The sequence below is a fragment of the Thiohalocapsa sp. ML1 genome (genome assembly GCF_001469165.1).
Classification (GTDB): domain Bacteria; phylum Pseudomonadota; class Gammaproteobacteria; order Chromatiales; family Chromatiaceae; genus Thiohalocapsa.
Genome location: NZ_JABX01000042.1, coordinates 35,085 through 53,983 on the forward strand (window position 1 = coordinate 35,085; position 18,899 = coordinate 53,983).

Sequence of the window (18,899 nt, forward strand, 5' to 3'; positions counted from 1 at the left end):
GGCCGCAACCGCGTGCAGGTGGCCGCGCTGCAGACCGTTCCAGTAGGCGCGTCGGAGCCTGCGAGCGACGACGAGCTGCTGCTCGCGGCAGTGCTCGCGCTCGCCGGGCGCCCCGGCTGGCTGTTCACGGTGGCGGCCACCTGGGGCGCGTCGCCCCGACCCCCCGGCGCGCTGCTGCTCATCGACGCGGACGGCCGCGAGACCGGCTCGGTCTCCGGGGGTTGCGTGGAGGCCGACCTGGTGCGGCGCGTGCAGGCAGGCGACTTCGACGGCGAGGCGCTGCCGAGGCTGATCAGCTACGGCGTCGATGCCGAGGACGCGCGGCGCTTCGGCATCCCCTGCGGCGGCCGGCTCGACTTGCTGGTCGAGCGCGTCGACGACCCGGCCCCCTGGCAATTGCTGCACCAGCGCGTCGCCGCCCGCGGCAGCCTGCGCCGGCGGGTCTGCCTCGCCACCGGGGAGGCGAGCCTGCACCCGGTTGATCCAAAGCGGCCAGACACGGCAGGCTTCCGCTTCGACGGCAGCACCGCCGAGCGCTGCTTCGGCCCGCAACTGCGACTCCTGATCATCGGCGCCGTGCACATCGCCCGGCATCTGGTGCCCATGGCCCGCGCGCTCGGCTACCGCGTCATCGTCTGCGACCCGCGCCGGGAGCGCCTCGCCGACCTCGCCGCGCTCGGCGCCGAGCTCGACCCACGCATGCCGGACGACTGCGTCCGCGCACTCGCCGACGACCGCGACAGCGCCGTCGTGGCACTGACCCACGACCCCAGGCTCGACGACATGGCGCTGCTGGAGGCGCTGACCTCAAGCGCCTTCTACGTCGGCGCCTTGGGCTCCCGCCGCACCCAGCAGGCCAGAAAAGAGCGACTGATGACGCTCGGCGTTACCCCCGAGCAGGCCGAGCGCCTCCACGGACCCGTCGGCCTCCCCCTCGGCGGTCGCACTCCCGCCGAGATCGCCGTCGCCATTGCGGCGGAGCTGGTGGCGGTGCGCTGCGCGCGGGTTGGACAAGTGCGTCGTTGGATGCCGAGCGGGACCAGCGAATCCGCGGAGAACACCTGGGTGTAACGGAGAGCGACGACATGCGCCACGGATACCGACGCGAAAACGAATCGTCATCTTCTTGCAAACCCTCGGTGCTAGCATCGGCCCGACTACCGCTGTGCCGTCGGGCGCCTGGCCGGGTTCGAGCCCGGGCGCTTGCCCGCAGCGGCATCTCGCGTGAGAAACCCGCCCCAGGTGACGCAAGCATGAACGACGTAAACAACGACGCGGATATCAAGGATTGGCTGGAGGCCGAGCTTGAGGACGCGCTGGATGAGGACTACGAGCTTGAGATTTCCGAGCCGGCGCTGTCGATGGAGCTGCGCAAGATCTACAAGCGCAGGCGTCCGTCCGGCATCGACCGCAAGACCTACTTCCGCGCCCTGCTGAGGCTGCAGGCGGAGCTGATCAAGCTGCAGGATTGGGTGCAGGCCAAAGGCGAGAAGGTCCTGGTGATCTTCGAGGGCCGCGATTCGGCCGGCAAAGGCGGCGTCATCAAGCGCATCACGCAGCGGCTGAATCCGCGCGTGGTCCGGGTGGTCGCATTGCCGGCGCCGAGCGACCGGGAGAAGACCCAGTGGTATTTCCAGCGCTACGTGCCGCATCTGCCGGCGGGCGGCGAGATCGTGCTGTTCGATCGCTCCTGGTACAACCGCTCCGGCGTCGAGCGCGTCATGGAGTTCGCGAGCGCTGCGCAGGTGGAGCAGTTCTTTCAGGACGTGCCGGAGTTCGAGCGCATGCTGGTGCGCTCGGGCATCCGCGTCATCAAGTACTGGTTCTCGATTACGGACGAGGAGCAGCAGTTAAGGTTCTTGATGCGCATCCATGACCCACTCAAGCAGTGGAAGCTGAGCCCGATGGACCTGCAATCCCGCGTCCGCTGGGAGGATTACACCAAGGCCAAGGAGGAGACCTTCGCCCGCACGAATATCCCGGAGGCGCCTTGGTACATCGTCGAGGGCAATGACAAGAAGCGCGCACGGCTAAACTGCATTCACCACCTGCTGGACCAAATCCCTTACCACGACATCCCGCAGGAAACCATCGCGCTGCCCGAGCGCATCTTCAACCCGGACTACGACCGGGCGACGCTGCCGGAAGAACTCTACGTGCCCTCTCGCTACTGAGCCGCGCGTTCGGGCCGCCGCTGGCCCTGCGGCGGTAGCCCCGCCGCCTTGGCTGCGGCGACGCCGTTTGTTGCATCGGAAAAGGTCAGCTCTCGTCGCGGGCCTCGTCGCGGGCCTCGTTTGGTTCGGTCGGGCCCCTCAGCGGGTGCGGACGTAGAGCTGCGTGATCCAAACGGCGCCGTCGGCATCGCGCACGATACCGACGCCGGTGCTGCCGTAGTCGCCGACGATGTTCTTGCGGTGTCCGGGGCTGCCCAGCCAACCCGAAACGGCCTGCTCGGCCGGGTCGGCGTGGCCCTGATTCATTGCGACGTTCTCCGCGGCGGCGCGGAACGCCTTCACCGCCTCCTGCAGGGCCTTGAAACGGCCTTCGAATCCCCGATGGCTGATCGCGCCTCGGTCGGCCATATCGCGGCTGTGCCCGCGCGCGATCTCTGTGATGGCCGGCGCTGATATCAGGCGCGGGAGGCCTTGTTCGTCGCGATACTCGTTGACGAGACCGAGCACCTGCTGTTCGATGCGGGGCACCTGTTCGGGCTCCGCGGCGGTTGCCGGCAGGGCGCCGAGGCCGGCGATGAGCGTCAGTGCGGGCCAGATCCAGAGTGCCGGTAGCGCATCGCGCGCAGGTTTCCACGCGGCGGCGTGTCGGTGCATCAGGAGCTCGGCGTGTCGGCTCAGCATGTCATGGCACCGTAACGAAGGGCCGAGGGCCGAGGAAGCGCTTCCTTGGCCCTCGGTCCTTGGCCCTCGGCCCTTCTTCCCCGCTGTTTCGTTGTGCGAATTGACTCATCTGCAAGCATTTTGCGCCGCCCTCAAGAATTGTAGGCAGGTGAGATGCGCCCGCAGCGCAAGGGTGCGGGTGGCTCCGAGCTTAAACCCCAGCAATCCATGCGCCAATCGCGACGCCGGCAAACCTCGCGCCACACGTGGTTGCCCGTCGCTGCCCGCCACCGCGGTCGTCCATCCGCCTCAGTTAGACTGACGCAATGCAGCAAAGTAAGAGCCTCCCTATGTCCGCCATCGCCCATACTCGCGGCCATTCCACGCCTACCGCCGATCACCCGCCAAGACTGAGCCCGGGGCGGCTTGCCCCGGTACCCCAAGAGCAGCACCAGGGCTTGCCGACCGCGCGGCTGCGCGAGATCCCCTACAACTACACGTCGTTCTCCGACCGCGAGATCGTTATCCGCTTCCTCGGCGAGGACAACTGGCGGCTCATCGAGGATCTGCGCGGTACCCGGCGCACCGGGCGCTCGGCGCGCATGCTGTTCGAGGTCCTCGGCGACATGTGGGTGGTCACGCGCAACCCGTACCTCCAGGACGACCTGCTGGAGGATGTTCGGCGCCGCAACCTGCTCATCGAGGCGCTGATGCATCGGCTCGATCAGTTCGAGCAGCGGCTGAACGACAACGCCAAGGCGGCGAACCTGCTGGCCGCCGCGCGCGCCGCCGTCGAGCGCTTCGCCGCCGGGTTCGAGCACGACCGTGCGCTGCGCCGGCGCATCCGCCAGCGCTTGGCCAGCATCACGCGCAAGGACAACATCAACTTCGGCGGCCTCGCCCGCGTCGCGCACAGCACCGATGCCACGGACTGGCGCGTCGAGATGCCCTTCGTCGTCATCACGCCGGATACCGAGGACGAGGTCGCGCCCATCGTCGCGGCCTGCATCGACTGCGGCCTGCCCATCATCCCGCGCGGCGGCGGCACCGGCTACACGGGCTCCGCGGTGCCGCTGGACGCCCGCACCGCGGTCATCAACACCGAGAAGCTGGAGTCCCTGTCCGGCGTCGAGCACATGGACCTGCCCGGCAGCCGCGGCCGCGCCGGCCCTGCCAACGTGCCGACGGTGCGCGCCGGCGCCGGCGTCGTCACGCGGCGGGTCTCGGACCTCGCCGATGCCAACGGCCTGGCCTTTGCCGTGGACCCGACCTCCCAGGACGCCTCCTGCATCGGCGGCAACGTCGCGATGAACGCCGGCGGCAAGAAGGCCGTGCTCTGGGGCACGGCGCTCGACAATCTGGTGTCGTGGCGCATGGTGACGCCGGACGCGGACTGGCTCTTGGTGGAGCGCCTCGACCATAACCTCGGCAAGATCCACGACGCCGAGACGGTGCGCTTTCGCATCACCCGCTTTGCCGCCGACGGCAAGACGCCGCAGTCCGCCCCGGAGCTGCTGGAGATGCCGGGCAGCGCCTTCCGCAAGCTCGGCCTCGGCAAGGACGTGACGGACAAGTGCCTGTCCGGCCTGCCCGGCGTGCAGAAGGAGGGCTGCGACGGGCTGATCACGTCTGCCCGCTTCGTGCTGCACCGCATGCCGGCGCACGTGCGCACCGTCTGCCTGGAGTTCTTCGGCACCGACTTGGACCGCGCCGTGCCGGCCATCGTCGAGGTGAAGGACTATGTCGATGCCCATCCGGACGTGCAGATCGCCGGCCTTGAGCACCTGGACGAGCGCTACGTGCGCGCCGTCAGCTACTCCACCAAGGCCAACCGCCGCGAGCTGCCGAAGATGGTGCTGATCGCCGATCTGGTGTCCGACGACGAGGAGGCGGTCAGCTTTGTCACCGACGCCGTGATCCGGCTCGCCAATGCCCGCGACGGCGAGGGCTTTGTTGCCGTGAGCCCGGAGGCCCGCAAGCGCTTCTGGCTGGACCGCGCCCGCACCGCGGCCATCTCGCGCCACACCAACGCCTTCAAGATCAACGAGGACGTCGTCATCCCGCTCGACAAGCTCGGCGCCTACAGCCGCGGCATCGAGCGCATCAACATCGAGCAGTCCATCGCCAACAAGGACGCCATCCTCGCCGCGGTGCTGGACTACCTGAACGGTCCGCTCGACGAGGCCAGGCCCGCCGGCACCTACGACTCCGACGCCTCCGTCGAGGCCCGACAGATTCTCGATGCCAAGCGCGCCGCCGCCGTCGAGCTGGTCGAGCTGGCCCGCAACCGCTGGCACGCCATCCGGGAGCTGCTCGATGAGCCCGCCATCGAGCACCTGGACCTGCTGCGCGAGCCCGAGCGGCAGCTCGTCGCGGCGAAGGACACGCTGCTCGACCTCATGCTCCGGCGCGACCTGCGCCAGAGCTGGCGCAAGGAGGTCGCCCGGCGCTTGGACGAGATCTTCGCCGGCCAGGACTTAGGCCCGGTGCGCGAGCGCATCGCCGAGATCCACAGCAAGGTCCGCGACTCGCGCCTGTTCGTCGCGCTGCACATGCACGCCGGCGACGGCAACGTGCACACCAACATCCCGGTGCATTCGGACAACTACGCGATGCTGCGCGAAGCCGACCGCATCGTGGACCGCATCATGCACCTCGCGACCGACTTGGGCGGCGTCATCTCCGGCGAGCACGGCATCGGGCTCACCAAGATCGGCTATCTGGAGCCCGAAAAGATCGATGCCTTCGCGCGCTACAAACAGCAAATCGACCCCAACAACCGCTTCAACCCCGGCAAGCTCGCCGCCGGCTCGGGCCTGGACGGCGCCTACACGCCGTCGCTGCGCCTGGTGCAGCAGGAGGCCATCATCCTGGAGGAGACCGAGCTCGGCGCGCTCAACGACGACATCAAGCATTGTCTGCGCTGCGGCAAGTGCAAGCCCAAGTGCATGACCCACGTGCCGCGGGCCAATCTCGACTATTCGCCGCGCAACAAGATCCTCGGCACTGGACTCATCATCGAGGCCTTCCTGTACGAGGAGCAGACCCGCCGCGGCCTCTCCGAGCGTCATTTCGACGAGATGAACGACGTGGCGGACCACTGCACCGTCTGCCACAAGTGCCTCAACCCGTGCCCCGTCGATATCGACTTCGGCGATGTGACCATGCGCATGCGCCGCATCCTGGTGGATCGGCACAAGAAGCGCACCAGCCCCGGCGCCGCGGCGGCCATGCGCTTTCTGAACGTGCAGAGCCCGCGGGCGATCCACGTCATGCGCAAGGGCCTCGCGGAATGGGGCTTTCAGGGGCTGAACCTCGCCAACGGCATCGCCGGCAAGCTCAAGCTCACCGCCCCCTGCAACGACAAGCCCGGCACCACCACGGGCCAGCCCAATCCGGTCGCGCAGGCCGTGAACCTCGTCAGCCGGTCCATCCGCGTGGACATCCCCAAGCGCACCTTCCGCCAGGAGCTGGGGCTGACGGACCGCACCCGCGTGCCCATCCTGCGCGAGCCGAGCCTGCCCGAGGACGCCGAGGCCGTCTTCTACTTTCCGGGCTGCGGCTCGGAGCGGCTCTTCTCCGACATCGGGCTTGCGACGCTGGCCATGCTGTTCGATCAGGGCGTGCAGACCGTGCTGCCGCCGGGCTATCTCTGCTGCGGCTATCCGCAGCGCTCCGCGGGCCTGGAGCAGCGCGGCCACCAGATCACCACGGAAAACCGCGTGCTCTTCCACCGCGTCGCCAACACGCTCAATTACCTCGACATCCGCACCGTCGTCGTCTCCTGCGGCACCTGCATGGATCAGCTCCTGCAGTATCAGTTCGAGCAGATCTTTCCGGGCTGCCGGCTCCTGGACATCCACGAGCTGCTGCTGGAGAAGGGCGTGCACCTGGAGCAGGTCACCGGCGTCCAATACCTGTACCACGACCCCTGCCACACGCCGATGAAGACCTACGAGCCCACCTCGGTCGCAAGCCAGCTCATGGGCCAGCCGGTGAAGCTCTCGGAACGCTGCTGCGGCGAGGCCGGCACACTCGGCACCTCCCGCCCGGACATCGCGAATCAGGTGCGCTTCCGCAAGGCCGAGGAGATCACCCAAGGCATACGCGACCTCACCGGCCACGACAAGGCAGCCCCCGGCCAGGTGAAACTGCTCACCGCCTGCCCCGCCTGCCACCAGGGTCTCGCCAAATACACCGACGAGACCGGCGTCAGCACCGACTACATCGTCGTCGAGATGGCCAAGCACCTGCTCGGCGAGGGCTGGCAGGAGCGGTTCATCGCGCGGGTGAAGGATGGCGGGGTGGAGCGAGTGCTGCTGTAAGTGCTTGACGCCAAATGGCCGACGCGTAGGATAAGCGCTGTTGGGCGTGGACCCTAACCTGCGCAAGCGATCACCCGGAGCGGGCACATGCACGGTATCAAGCAGATCATCCACACGGACCACGGCGGGGGCATCGTCGACCTACCGGCGCTACCCGCAAACGCGCGCATCGAGGCGACCTTCCGTCTCGTAACCGACGCAGAAACCAGCGAGGACGGGCGTCGCCGACGTCCGTCATCCCGAATCGCGGGCAAAGGCCGCATCGTTGGCGACTTGATCCGTCCCATTTCGGACGCCGAAGACTGGGAAAGCAATCGTTGACCTTGCTCGACACCCATATCTGGGTCCGCTGGCTGCTACCCGACAGCCCTCTTCCGGCACGTCTCGTCCAACGGATCGAGGCCGACGAAACCGTTGCCGTGTCTGCCATCTCCTGCTGGGAAGTGGCCATGCTTGTACAGCGAGGTCGCCTGCTTTTGCCGGTACCGCCATCGACTTGGATCGAAGAAGCTTCCACCGGCTCCAATGTCGAAGTACTTCCCGTAGACTGCTTACCGGCGCACGCCGCTGCAGCTTTACCGCAACACCACCGTGATCCAGCGGATCGACTGATCATCGCAACTGCGATGCACTATGACGCAACGCTGCTCAGCTTGGACGAACGGTTTCCGGCCTACTTTGCGTCCTCTTCGGGAATGGGGCGCTTGATGCAAAGGTAGATCGGAGTACCGGCGGGCACGGGCGATGGCAGACTTCGGCACCATCGATGAAAACGACCAAAATCGTAGGCTGGATAAGCGAAGCGCATCGGCCGCGCTGAGCCGGGAATACCTGCTGCAAGCATGGAAACAGCAACAAGCAGTCACCTCCAACTCACCATGGATTGGGAGCGACTCGACCAAGGGCCGGACGAGGAGCGCGCCTGCTACGGCCAGCTTCGAATCCGGCTAGGCAACATCCTCCTGAGTGAAGGCCAAGACGGCTTCGTCGAGCGCACCCGGCCCGGCCCGCTCGTCTCCGGTTACCCGCTCGTCTCCGGTTACCCACTCGCCGAATGGCTCGCCTGGAACTGGTGGCGACTCACCTGCGAGCCCCGCCGAGACGCACCCGACTACGCTTGGCAGGCTGCACACTGTCTAGCTACGGTCGGCGACGGCTACCTGTGGCCGAACGTCACGATTCATTCGGACCGCGAGCGCACTGCCCTGGTCGCCAGACCGACTCACCCGAAGGGATCCAGCGCCTTTCGCTTCACGGCCGACCAAGCCGTCGTGGTCCCGACCCGTCAACTTGTCTCGGCCGCGGACGAATTCATGACCCAGATACAGGGCAAGCTTCGCGGGTCCGGCATCGCATCGACGAGCCTCGACGCCATCTGGAACGACATCTTGGCCGAGCGTGCCGAGCCTGAGGAAGCCGCGCAGCGGCAGTTGGAAGCACTGCTGGGTTTCGACGCCGACGACAGTGATGCGGCGGTGATCCAGAGCCTCATCGACGATGCCACTCTACTTGGTCGCGACGCCATCATGGAGGTCTGCGCCGGGAATCGCCAGGGCCGATCTCCGCCCGGCGCTGCCGACTTCAACGACTGGGCCGGCCGCTACGGCAGCGAATCTCGCCCTTCCGACCGGGTAACCGTCAGCGGTCTGACGTTCGACGGGTCGACAATGCCTGCATGGTCAAAGGGTTACGCCGTCGCCAGGGCGCTGCGCAGCCAACTCGGGCTCAGCGAGCAGCCGGTCACGGACCAAACCCTGGGAGACCTCTGCGCCGTGTCACCCCGGGTCATTGATCCCGCCGACCATCCGCCGACAGCATTCGCACTGAGCAGCGAGGACAGGGAATCCGCCCCGGATCGTTCTGCGCTCCAATTACCGCACCGGTCGTCGCTTCGAGCTGGCCCGCTTGCTCGGCGACCAGCTCGCGATCCGCCACGACGAGCCCTTAACACTGGTCAGCGGCTCCTACACCTACCGCCAGAAACTTCAGCGAGCGTTTGCGGCCGAGCTGTTGTGCCCGTTTGACGCCCTTGACGCTTTTCTCGACGGCGACTACTCCGAATCCGCGCAAGAAGACGCCACGCAGCACTTCGGCGTCTCCGATCGCGTCGTCGTGAGACAACTCCGCAATCATGGGCGCTTGGAGGCCAGCGCGCTTGATGACGAGATCGGCGACACCGACGGGCAACAAGCGGGATAGGCTACCAGGCGCCAACGAATGGCATCAGGCGCCCTGTCTCGCTCGAGCCGGGGCAGTCGAACAACAGATCTCAAAACAACAACCTCAACGATTGAGGCACGCACATGGATACGCACCATCAGCCCCAGGTGGACCCCAAGGCCCTCAGTGACAACCTCGCCATCCTGATCCAAGAACTGGAAGCCGCCGGGAAGGTTCTGAATCAGCTCCAATACGCGCGTCCCAGCGACGATCTCATGGAAAGGAGAAATGGAAAGGAGAAATGGGGACAAAGGAGAAATGGGGACAGTGCGGCCTGGCAAGGCCGCGTGTTCTAGCGGGTGCGAGTCCCGCCTGGGTAATCGTGAGCCGCGAGCCCAGTATCGAGCCTTGCGGCGTGACTGGTAACAGGCGCGTCGATGCTTCGGCTGATGCGCAGGCGAGGTGCAAAGGTAACGGGTGAAGCCGGCCCTGAAGGTGTTGAGCCCCGAAAAGAACGGTCGGGAGTGCCGACGGGTTTGTCCCGCCGGCAGGCAACAATCCGTGTCGCGCTCTGGCGAGCGGCACGGATACTCCCCGGGGTCCGAGGCCGTGTCGAGCCTGACCGTGTGGATATTGAGATCGAGAACACGCGGTAACCAGGGAGATCCGCGCATCGGTCCGCGGGAAGCGGGCACCCGCGAACAAGCGTAAAAGCGAGGACACGGGCGGTGATGCGTGGAAGTCGGAGCCACCCATACGAGCTGTGACGCCCGGTCATGCGCGGTCAGCATTGCGGGTGGCGGCCCGAGACAATGCGCGGGTGAAACACGGCCCTACACCGCGAGGACTTAAGTCCGTGACCACCATGCCCGCGCGTTTCACGCCGTCGGCGTGCCCGCCCTGTGGCGGTGCGCGGCAAGCTCGGCGCTGCGGCGGAAGCCGCACGCGCGGAGTCGATATGGCGCTGGACTCGCTCCCCTGTTCCACGGCGAAAGGCTCGGGCCGGGAGCCGGATGGTGTAACACTCCAAGTCCTACTGCTCCGAGCCGGGAGCCGAACCGTCGCATGGCAGAGATATTGAGGACACCTCAGGGACAGACCACCATTAATTCGCCAGTGGAGAAATGGGAGATCCGGGCACAGTTTACTGAACTACCGCTGACCCCGGAGCTCGGTAGTTGAATCTCCCCCAGAACCGCCCGCAATCGTTCGTGCAGAACAGGTGCTTGGCAGGCAAAGCCGAGGACGGACTTGAAGAAGCCGGCGGAAGCGCTGAAAGTCCCTGGGTCTGCGAGGATTCCACTGCGCTGTGCGTGGTGGACACGCGACCTGAGGCTCGACCGGCATGAACGATCTGAAGACCCCCGTCGCGCGACTGCTGCGGCTCGCCCGCAGCGCACGCGACGGCTGGAAAGACAAAGCGCTGGAGCGCCAGCAGCGCCTGCGTGCCGCGCAGGTGCGTATTCGCGACTTGGAACACAGCCGTAGCTACTGGAAAACGCGGGCGTTGGCGGCTGAGGGCGGCGCGTCGGCGCGCGCCGCAGCCGACGGCGGCGACGGCGAGGACGGTGACGAGGAGCCTCCCCCATGGCGACGCCGGTGCCGACGCGGGTCGCCAACCACCGCCATTGCCTGGCGGTGATGCGGCTCAGCTTGCAGTTGTATCTGCATGTCGGCCTCGGTTGTCGCGGGGTCGGCGCGGTCCTGCGCGCGATGGCGGGCCACCTGCCGCCGGGCGTGCCGGCCGCGACCACCGTGCTCAATTGGTGCTTTCGGTTGGGTTTGGGCGTCCTGCAGCGGCCCGTGCCGCGGCATGACGATTGGATTTTCGTCATCGACCATACGGTGGCCCTGGGCGCGCTGAAATGTCTGGTGGTGCTCGGCATCCCCGCCAGTCGGTTTCCCGAGACCGGGTATTCGCCCTGCCATAGCGACATGACGGTGCTGGCCGTGGAGGTGATGGCGAACAGTATGGGGGTGCGGGTGGCGGCGGTGCTGAAACAGGTGAGCGCGCGCACGGGCATGCCGGTGCAGATCGTCTGCGACCATGGCAGCGATCTGCGCAAGGGCATTGCGCTGTTCCGCCAACAGGCGCGGCGCTGCGTCGAGACCTACGACATCTCCCATGCGGTGGCGACGCAACTGCAGGCGCACTGGCGCGCGCACGCACCCTGGCATACGTTCCTGCAGCAGGCGGGCACGACCTTGCCCCGCTTCCAGCAGACCGACCTGGCGTTTCAGAACAGGCTGACCTTTGCTGAACTTGCTCACGCCCGTTAGGAACGCGAAGCGGATGTGCGCGTCGCTGTCCTTGATGACGGGAGATTGCGCAGCCCGTCGCGGATGTCGCGGGCGGCCTCGGGGCGGGTGAGATTGTCCAGGATCGGCTTGTCGTACTCGTCCACCAGCACGACGACCGGCGCGCCATGTCGCTCGTGGGCCTGCTCGATCAGTTCGGCGAAGCAGCCGGCGATATCATCGGCGTCGCTGCATGCGAGACCGAGCGTGCTCGCGTTCCTCGCCAACGGGGCGCGGATGCGCCGTTCCAACTCGGCGCGGCTCTGCACCACGCCCGCCCCGAAGCTGAGCTGCACCTCCGGGAACCGCCGCGACCAATCCCAGCGCGCGTGCGCCTCCAGCCCCGTAAACAGCGCCTCGCTGCCCGCGAAGAGATCCGCCAGCGTATCCAGAAACAGCGACTTGCCGAAGCGCCTTGGCCGGGACAGAAAGTAGTACTTGCCCGCGTCGATGAGCCGGAGCGCGAAGCCCGTCTTGCGATGTAGTAGTACCCACCCTCGCGGATCTCGCGGAAGGTCTGAATGCCGATGGGCAGCTTCTTGCGCGTGGACATGGATGTCTCCGGCGTTGCCGACCACCCGGAAAGTCTACTCCGCCGCCGATAAGCCGCGGCTGGACGTGCCGGCGGACATGCCCTCGGCTGCGTCCCGCCGGCTGTCCGGGGCCTCCCGAGGCCGGTCCGCAGCCGGCGCGGGTGGGGAGGCGCGCCTAAGCGAAGCGCTGTGACATGCCGACGGCCGTACGAGTTGTTACGGCTATGTTACAAGCGCCGTCGGCCGATTAGGCTTTGGTCACAGGGCACGCCGTCAACAGCCCTCGACCCCGCAACACCCTAACCGGAGTCCAGTCATGCATCCGTATATCGCGTATCTGATCCTGAGCGACCCCGCAAACTCCCATGCGCCGCGGCCGGACGAGCGCTGTTTCGGCCTGCGGACGTGTGTCTGCCAACTGTGGCGACGCTGGCAGCCCGGTCAGCGGGCGCAGCGCTGAACTGCTGCGCGCGCTGGGGGCAGCGCCCACCACGGCCCTCTGCGCCGCGGTGGTGCGCGGGCGCCCTCGGGTCAGTCGTCATCCTCGTCGTCGTCGTCTCCCAGCGCATCCTCTTCCAGCAGCGACGTCATCTTGCGGTACAGCCGCTCGACGAGCTCTTCCTGGAACCCGACCATGTCTTCCACGTTCGGGTTCTGCGCTGCCTTGGAGGCGATCTCCGTGACCATCTCCAGAACGGACAGGCGGTCTTCGAACTCCAGAATACTCATGTTGCTACCTCTGCTCAGTGAACATCTGCTCAGTGAAAAGGCCCGCCGGCTGGCGAGCCCGGGGAACCGGCCGCGACGCTGCTTCCGATCGCGCCGCCGTCCGGGCGCTTACCATGAAAGTCGCGCGCAGCGAGCTCCTTAGTCCCCCTGTCCCCCTGTCCCCCTGGAAGAGGGCCGGGGTGAGGGAAACGGCCATGGCGAGCAGCGCCTTTCATCCTCCGGGGTGGCGCTGGTCGCCATGGCCGTTAGCCCGCGCCTGCCAAAGCGCACGGCTGGCCGGCCGCCCGCCGGTGTGGACAGGCCGGGTTGCTGGGCCTCGGGCAGTGTCGCTTTTACGATCACTGCCGGCGGCGCGCCCGTCGCGAGACTCAAGATGATCGCATAGGCCGCCGTCGCCGCATTCGCCATCGTGAGCGCGCCGAGACCCGCGCTGACGCCGGTCATCAGCAGCAGCCCCGAATGCGTGCTCGGCATGGGGCCGGCGTGAAGGCGGTGACTTCGGCCATGCCCGCGCGGGTATGCTGTTGCCGGAACCAAGCGCCTCCGGCCGCTTGTGCACGCGGGGACCCGCAGTAAACACTGTTTGTCTTACGTTTCGATGAATACACCACGCGCGCCATCGGACCTGCCCGGGCCGGCCGTGCTGCTCGACCGCGGCAGCCTCGACGCCGGCGACTTGGACTTTGCCGCGCTCAAGGCCGCCTGCACCGGCTGGCGGCACTTCGACGCGACGCACCCGACCGACACCGCCGCGCGCATTGCCGATGCCGCTGTCGTCGTCAGCAACAAGGTCGTCCTCGGTGCCGTCGAGCTGGCCGCAGCGCCGGCGCTGCGGCTCATCTGCGTCGCCGCCACCGGCACCAACAACATTGACCTCGACGCCGCCCGCGCGCGCGGCGTGGCCGTCACCAATGTCACCGGCTACGCAACGCCATCGGTGGTGCAGCACGTCTTCGCGCTGCTGCTGGACTGGGCCTGCGGTCTGCGCCCGCGGGTGCATGCCGTGCGCGCTGGCGCCTGGTCGGCGAGCCCGCATTTCTGCCTGTTGCCGGGGGCGGCGACGGGCACCGCCGCGGGCGATGCGCCGATCCGCGAGCTGGCCGGGCTGACGCTCGGCATCGTCGGCTACGGCGAGCTTGGACGCGCCGTCGCGCGCGCGGCGGCGGTCTTTGGCATGCGCGTGCTGATCGCAGAGCGCCCGGGTGATGCGGCGCCCGCGCCGGGCCGCCTGCCGCTGTCGGCGCTGCTCGCCGCCGCGGACGTGCTGAGCCTGCACTGCCCACTCGCGGAGAATACCCGCAACCTCATCGGCGCCGCCGAGCTGGATCTGCTCGGCCCAGATGCGCTCCTGATCAACACCGCCCGCGGTGGGCTCGTTGACGAGCCGGCGCTCGCAACGGCCCTGCGCACCGGCCGGCTCGGCGCCGCGGCGCTCGACACCCTGGGCCGGGAGCCGCCGCCGCCGGCGCATCCGCTGCTCGCGCCGGACATCCCCAACCTGACCATCACGCCGCACGTCGCCTGGGCGAGCCGCGCCGCGCGGCAGCGGCTCATCGATGGCGTTGCCGCGAATATCCGCGCCTTTGCCGCGGGCGACGCGCGCAATCGAGTGGCTTGATCGCCCGAGATCTGACCCGGGCGCCGGCGTCCGCGTCGGCGTCGGCACGCAACCGAGAACGAGCCCCGATGTCGGGAATCGGTGCGCCGCCTTGACGGCCGAGCGGCGGAGCGTTATTTCCGTGCCTCACCAAGCGCTCCGCTCGGAAAAAGCCGAGCCGGGGGTTGCTTCGTGGTCGTTGTCGTCGTCGAATACGACGCTTGACGACCGACAACGGCGCGGATCGCCTCGGGACTCGCGCAACGCCGCACCAGAGCGCCCAGAGCGCGGGACAGGCGCCTGAATATCCACCCCCATTCCGCCTGGCCCATGGCATTGCCCCTCGCCCTGATCGGGCTTCTGCTCGCCACCCTTGTCGGTGCCGGTTCCGCCACGGCAGGTAACGCCGCCGCTGCCGAGCCGAGTCCCGCCGAGCTTGCCGACGCGCGGCGCCAGAGCACCCTGCGCACGGTCTACTACTCGGCCCCGCCCTATGCGGAGGAAGTCGATGGCCGTGCCGAGGGCTACAGCGTCGAGCTCCTCGAACGGGCCGCGGCGCGCGCGGGACTCGCGCTGGACCTGCATCGGCTGGACCTCGGCGCGGCGCTTGCGGGGCTTGGCGACGGCACCGCCGACCTGATGCTGAACGCCGTGAGCTGGCCGGAGGCGCCGGACTTTCTGCGCTTCGGCCGGCGCTCGGTGGACATCCAGTTCGGCATCTTCGCCCGGCCCGGGGCCGACGCCCCGCGCGGCCTCGACGACCTTGCCGGGCTGCGTGTCGCGACCGCGCGCGGCCAATTCCTGCTGCCGCGGCTCCGCGAGCGGGTCCCCGCTGCCCGGATCCTGGAGCTGCCGGACTTCGAGGAGGCCCTGCGCGCGGTGGCGGACGGGCGCGCCGACGCCCATGTGAGCGAGCAGCGCCTAGGGCGTCATCTCATCGCCGAGCGGATGGTCCCCAATGTCGCCGAAACGGGGACCGCGGACTTTGGCGACGGGTTCTGGGTCAGCGCGAGCTTCTTCGCGGTGCACGCGGACAACGAGGTGCTGGCCCGACGCCTCGATCGGGCCATCGACGGCCTCGACCCGAGCGAGCGCGAGCGGATCTGGACGCGCTGGTTCGGCGGCGACGACACCGTTGCCCGCCTGCAGGCGCGCGTAACCCTCACCGACGCCGAGCGCGCCGCGATCGCCGCCACGCCGGAGCTGGTGCTCGGCACCGACCGCGACTGGGCCCCACTCGTCATCGTCGGCGCCGACGGCCGGCTCTCCGGCATCGACATCGACACCGCAGCGCTCATCGACCGCGTGCTCGGCACCCGCATCCGCTTCGAGGTCGGGCGCTGGTCCGACATGGTGGCGCGCGCCGAGCGCGGCGAGATCGACGGACTGTCCTCGTCGGCATACCACCCGGAGCGGGCCGAGCGCTTCCTGTTCACGGCGCCCTACGCGGAGGCCAACAAGTCCGTCTACGTGAAGGCGGGCAATCCGCTGCGGCTACACTCGGCCGCGGATCTCGCCGGGCGGCGGGTCGGCATCTTCCGCGGCAACCTGAGCGAAGAGAAGCGCGTGCGCGAGAGCGCCGGCGCCGAGCCGGTGGCCTTCGATTCGGGCAGCGATGCCGCCAACGGCCTGCTCTCCGGGGCGGTCGATGCGCTGGTGGGCGGCAACGCCTTCAATTTCTGGTTGCGCGAGCGCAACATCACCGGCGTCGAGCCGGCCTTCGTGTTTGCCGACCCCGTCCTGCTCGTGTTCTCGATCCGCAAGGACCGCCCGCACCTGGCGAGCGCCATCGACAAGGTGCTGAGCGCCCTGGGGCCGGATGGGCGCCTCGCCATCCGCAGGCGCTACTTTCCGCCGCTCGATCCCGCTCTGCCGGCGGGCGTGCCGGACCTGAGCCCTGCCGAGCGCGCCTACCTGGAGCGCAAGGGGCGGCGCCTCACCTACTGCCTGAACCCCTACTGGGCGCCCTACGACTACCTGGACAACGGCGAGCACCGGGGCATCTTCAAGGACTACCTGGATCTCTTCGCCGCCAAGCTCGGCGTCAGCCTCACGCCGCTGCCCACGCAGGACTGGACCGAGACGCTGGGTTTCGCCGAGCAGCGCCGGTGCGATCTAGTGGCCGGCGCCGTGCGTACTGCCGAGCGCGAGCGCTACCTGGCCTTTACGTCGCCTTACGTCAGCCTGACCCACGTGCTGGTGGCGCGCGCGGATGCCCCCTTCGTCGCCGGCATCGAGAGCCTGCCCGGCAAGCCCATTGGCGTGCCCTTGGACTCGGCCATCGAGTCCCAGCTCAAGGCGCGCTATCCGCAGCAGCCCTTCGTCGCCTTCGGCAGCCCGGCCGACGGCCTGCGGCTGCTGAGCGAAGGGGGCATGTATGCGGCCGTGGTGGCGCTGGAGAACGCGGCGGAGCTCGTCGACGAGGGCCTCGGGCGCCTGCGCATCATCGGCAAGCTGGACGAGCCCTATCCCATCTCCGTGGCCGTGCGCAACGACGAGCCCGAGCTGCTCGGGATCCTGCAGAAGGCCGTGAACGCCACGACACCCGCCGAGCACGACCGCATCGCCGAGCGGCGCACCACCTTCCGCATCGAGCAGCGGCTCGACCTCGCTTGGCTGCTGCAGATCCTCGCCGTCCTCGCGGTCGTTGCGGCCGTGCTCGGGCACCGCCAGTGGGAGCTCGGGCGGCTCAACCGCCGGCTGCGCATCGCCAAGGAGGCCGCCGAGGTCGCGGACCGCGCCAAGGGCGAGTTCCTCGCCAACATGAGCCACGAGATCCGCACGCCCCTGACCGCGGTGCTGAGCCTCGCCGCCCTCGGCAGCCGCGGCGGCGACGCCGAGCGCTTGCGTGCGTGGATGACGGAGATCGAGCGCGCCGGGCGCTCGCTGCTCGGCGTGGTCAACGAGATCCTGGACTTCTCGCGGCTGGAGAGCCGCGCCGAGCCGGTGGCGCGCGAGCCCCTGGACCTGGCCGAGGTCCTGGCCGGTGTCGTTCTCATCGCCGGCCCACTGGCGCAGGCCAAGGGGCTCCGCCTTGAGACCGAGCTCGCGCCGACGCTGGCGGGGCGCTGGCTCGGCGATGGCCACAAGCTGGAGCGCGTGCTGGTTAACCTCGTCGGCAACGCGCTCAAGTTCACCGACCAAGGCGAAGTCCGCATCAGCGTGGCGCCGGACAGCGCCGCCGCAGCGGAGCGCGCGATGATTGCCTTTGAGGTCAGCGACACCGGCATCGGCTTCGACGCCGCCGCGCTGCCGTCGCTGTTCGCGGCCTTCGAGCAGGGCGACGGCTCGCTCGCGCGCCGCCATGGCGGCACCGGGCTCGGGCTCGCCATCGTCAAGCGGCTCGTGGAGCTGATGGGCGGCAGCGTCACCGCCGACAGCGCGCCCGGGCAGGGGGCGCGGTTTCGGGTGCTCATGCCGCTGGAGCGCGCGCCGGCCGCGGCGGCGCCGCGCAACGTCGTGCCCACGCTCCCCCATCCGGCGCGGCCGGCCACCGCTGCCGTGTCCGGCCGGGTGCTGGTGGTGGAGGACAACGCGCTGAACCGGCGCATCCTCTGCGCCCTGCTCGGCGAGCTCGGCATCGCCGCCGACACCGCGGCGAGCGGCGCTGCCGCGCTGGCGCGCCTCGCGGCGGGACCCGACGACTTCGACCTGGTGCTGATGGACCTGCAGATGCCGGGCCTCGATGGCTTCGAGACCACGCGGCGCCTGCGCGCGGAGCCGCGGCTCGCAGAGCTGCCGGTGGTCGCCATCACCGCCCATGTGCTGCCCGAAGACCGGCGGCGCTGCGAAGCGGCCGGCATGAACGACCACATCGCGAAGCCCTTCGAGCGCGACGCCTTTGCCGCGACACTGGCGCGCTGGCTGCCGCTGAGGCTGAGCGATGTGCCCGCGGCGCGCCCCCCGGCGACGGTGCCTTGGGTGGACGCGCAGGTGCTGCTCGACGCCGCCCGCGGCGACCGCCGCGAGCGCTTGCTGCTGGCGCGGGCCTTCGTGGACGGCTTCGAGCCGCAGCTCGCGGCGCTTGACGCCGTCGGCGGCCCCGATGGGGCGGCCTTGGCACGCATGCTCCATCTGCTGCGCGGCACCGCCCCGATGCTCGGCGCGGTGCGGGCCGGGGCGCTGGCGCGCACGCTGGAGGATGGTCTGCGCCGCGGCGAGGCGCTCGACCCGGCGGCGCTGGCCGAGCTGCGCGACGCCCTCGCCGGCACGCTGGCTGAGATGCGCGCGCTTGCGCATGCGCCCGAGGCCGCCGACGCTGTCGCGCTTGCTTAGCAGCTGGGAGCGCCGGCTTTCAGCCGGCTTCGCGTGCCGGGGGCTCGATGCCCCGGCGCGCGATCTGCGGCGCGGGAGCCGGGCGGTTGCCCATGACGCGTCGCCGGGCGGACGAGCGCGCATGTGGCCTCTGATCAGCTCAGACGCC

General features: G+C 68.7%; 14 protein-coding genes and 1 pseudogene. 12 read left to right on the forward strand and 3 right to left on the reverse strand.

The genetic code is table 11. The features are described from left to right. Positions 1–12: 12 nt before the first annotated feature. Together ML01_RS29730 and ppk2 are read left to right on the forward strand one after the other, a co-directional pair. Entirely contained in the window at positions 13–1,071 is a 1,059-nt protein-coding gene (locus ML01_RS29730) for an XdhC family protein (protein ID WP_216819248.1), read from the forward strand. A gap of 182 nt (positions 1,072–1,253) precedes the next feature. After that, a complete protein-coding gene (gene ppk2, locus ML01_RS21155) occupies positions 1,254–2,174 on the forward strand; it encodes a polyphosphate kinase 2 (protein ID WP_058557380.1) in 921 nt (306 codons plus the stop codon). A 138-nt stretch (positions 2,175–2,312) separates the two neighbouring features. On the opposite strand, the gene ML01_RS21160 is transcribed toward ppk2, so the two are convergent. Then, positions 2,313–2,855, reverse strand: a complete 543-nt coding sequence (locus tag ML01_RS21160) for a CAP domain-containing protein (protein ID WP_058557381.1) — start codon at positions 2,853–2,855, stop codon at positions 2,313–2,315. 437 nt (positions 2,856–3,292) lie between these two features. On the opposite strand from ML01_RS21160, the gene ML01_RS21165 reads away from it, so the two are divergent. From ML01_RS21165 to ML01_RS30805, 7 genes are all read left to right on the forward strand, one after another. Further along, the gene (locus ML01_RS21165) at positions 3,293–7,159 is read left to right on the forward strand and encodes a DUF3683 domain-containing protein (protein ID WP_058557382.1); all 3,867 of its coding nucleotides are present in this window, start codon (positions 3,293–3,295) and stop codon (positions 7,157–7,159) included. Between the two features lie 87 nt (positions 7,160–7,246). Continuing rightward, positions 7,247–7,480, forward strand: coding sequence for a hypothetical protein (locus ML01_RS21170; protein ID WP_058557383.1), 234 nt, complete (start codon positions 7,247–7,249; stop codon positions 7,478–7,480). Further along, on the forward strand, positions 7,477–7,878 hold the full coding sequence (locus ML01_RS27735; RefSeq protein ID WP_082674506.1) for a type II toxin-antitoxin system VapC family toxin: 402 nt from the start codon (positions 7,477–7,479) through the stop codon (positions 7,876–7,878). The genes ML01_RS21170 and ML01_RS27735 overlap by 4 nt, the downstream gene beginning before the upstream one ends. 123 nt (positions 7,879–8,001) lie before the next feature. Further along, complete coding sequence (locus tag ML01_RS21175; protein WP_156427892.1) at positions 8,002–9,183, forward strand: hypothetical protein; 1,182 nt, start codon at positions 8,002–8,004, stop codon at positions 9,181–9,183. 279 nt (positions 9,184–9,462) lie between these two features. After that, positions 9,463–9,675, forward strand: coding sequence for a hypothetical protein (locus ML01_RS29150; RefSeq protein WP_058557386.1), 213 nt, complete (start codon positions 9,463–9,465; stop codon positions 9,673–9,675). Positions 9,676–10,664: 989 nt separating this feature from the next. Next, positions 10,665–10,961, forward strand: a complete 297-nt coding sequence (locus ML01_RS30800) for a hypothetical protein (protein WP_058557387.1) — start codon at positions 10,665–10,667, stop codon at positions 10,959–10,961. Beyond that, positions 10,907–11,599, forward strand: a complete 693-nt coding sequence (locus tag ML01_RS30805) for a hypothetical protein (protein WP_058557388.1) — start codon at positions 10,907–10,909, stop codon at positions 11,597–11,599. Before ML01_RS30800 ends, ML01_RS30805 begins: the two co-directional genes overlap by 55 nt. Here the strand turns inward: ML01_RS30805 and ML01_RS30810 are convergent. Continuing rightward, positions 11,573–12,170, reverse strand: a pseudogene (locus ML01_RS30810) (AAA family ATPase); the annotation flags it as partial. The gene ML01_RS30805 and the pseudogene ML01_RS30810 sit on opposite strands and share 27 nt — an antisense overlap. A gap of 296 nt (positions 12,171–12,466) precedes the next feature. Here ML01_RS30810 and ML01_RS29160 point away from each other — a divergent pair. Further along, positions 12,467–12,610 carry a hypothetical protein gene (locus ML01_RS29160; protein ID WP_156427893.1) on the forward strand — a complete coding sequence of 48 codons (144 nt, stop codon included), beginning with the start codon at positions 12,467–12,469 and terminating at the stop codon, positions 12,608–12,610. A 71-nt stretch (positions 12,611–12,681) separates the two neighbouring features. Here the strand turns inward: ML01_RS29160 and ML01_RS21205 are convergent, their stop codons facing one another. Then, complete coding sequence (locus ML01_RS21205) at positions 12,682–12,879, reverse strand: hypothetical protein (RefSeq protein ID WP_058557390.1); 198 nt, start codon at positions 12,877–12,879, stop codon at positions 12,682–12,684. Positions 12,880–13,477: 598 nt separating this feature from the next. On the opposite strand from ML01_RS21205, the gene ML01_RS21215 reads away from it, so the two are divergent. Next, positions 13,478–14,497: an NAD(P)-dependent oxidoreductase gene (locus ML01_RS21215; RefSeq protein WP_058557392.1), complete on the forward strand. Its 1,020-nt coding sequence runs from the start codon at positions 13,478–13,480 to the stop codon at positions 14,495–14,497. Between the two features lie 309 nt (positions 14,498–14,806). Beyond that, the gene (locus tag ML01_RS21220) at positions 14,807–18,751 is read left to right on the forward strand and encodes a transporter substrate-binding domain-containing protein (RefSeq protein WP_058557393.1); all 3,945 of its coding nucleotides are present in this window, start codon (positions 14,807–14,809) and stop codon (positions 18,749–18,751) included. The last annotated feature ends 148 nt before the right edge of the window (positions 18,752–18,899 follow it).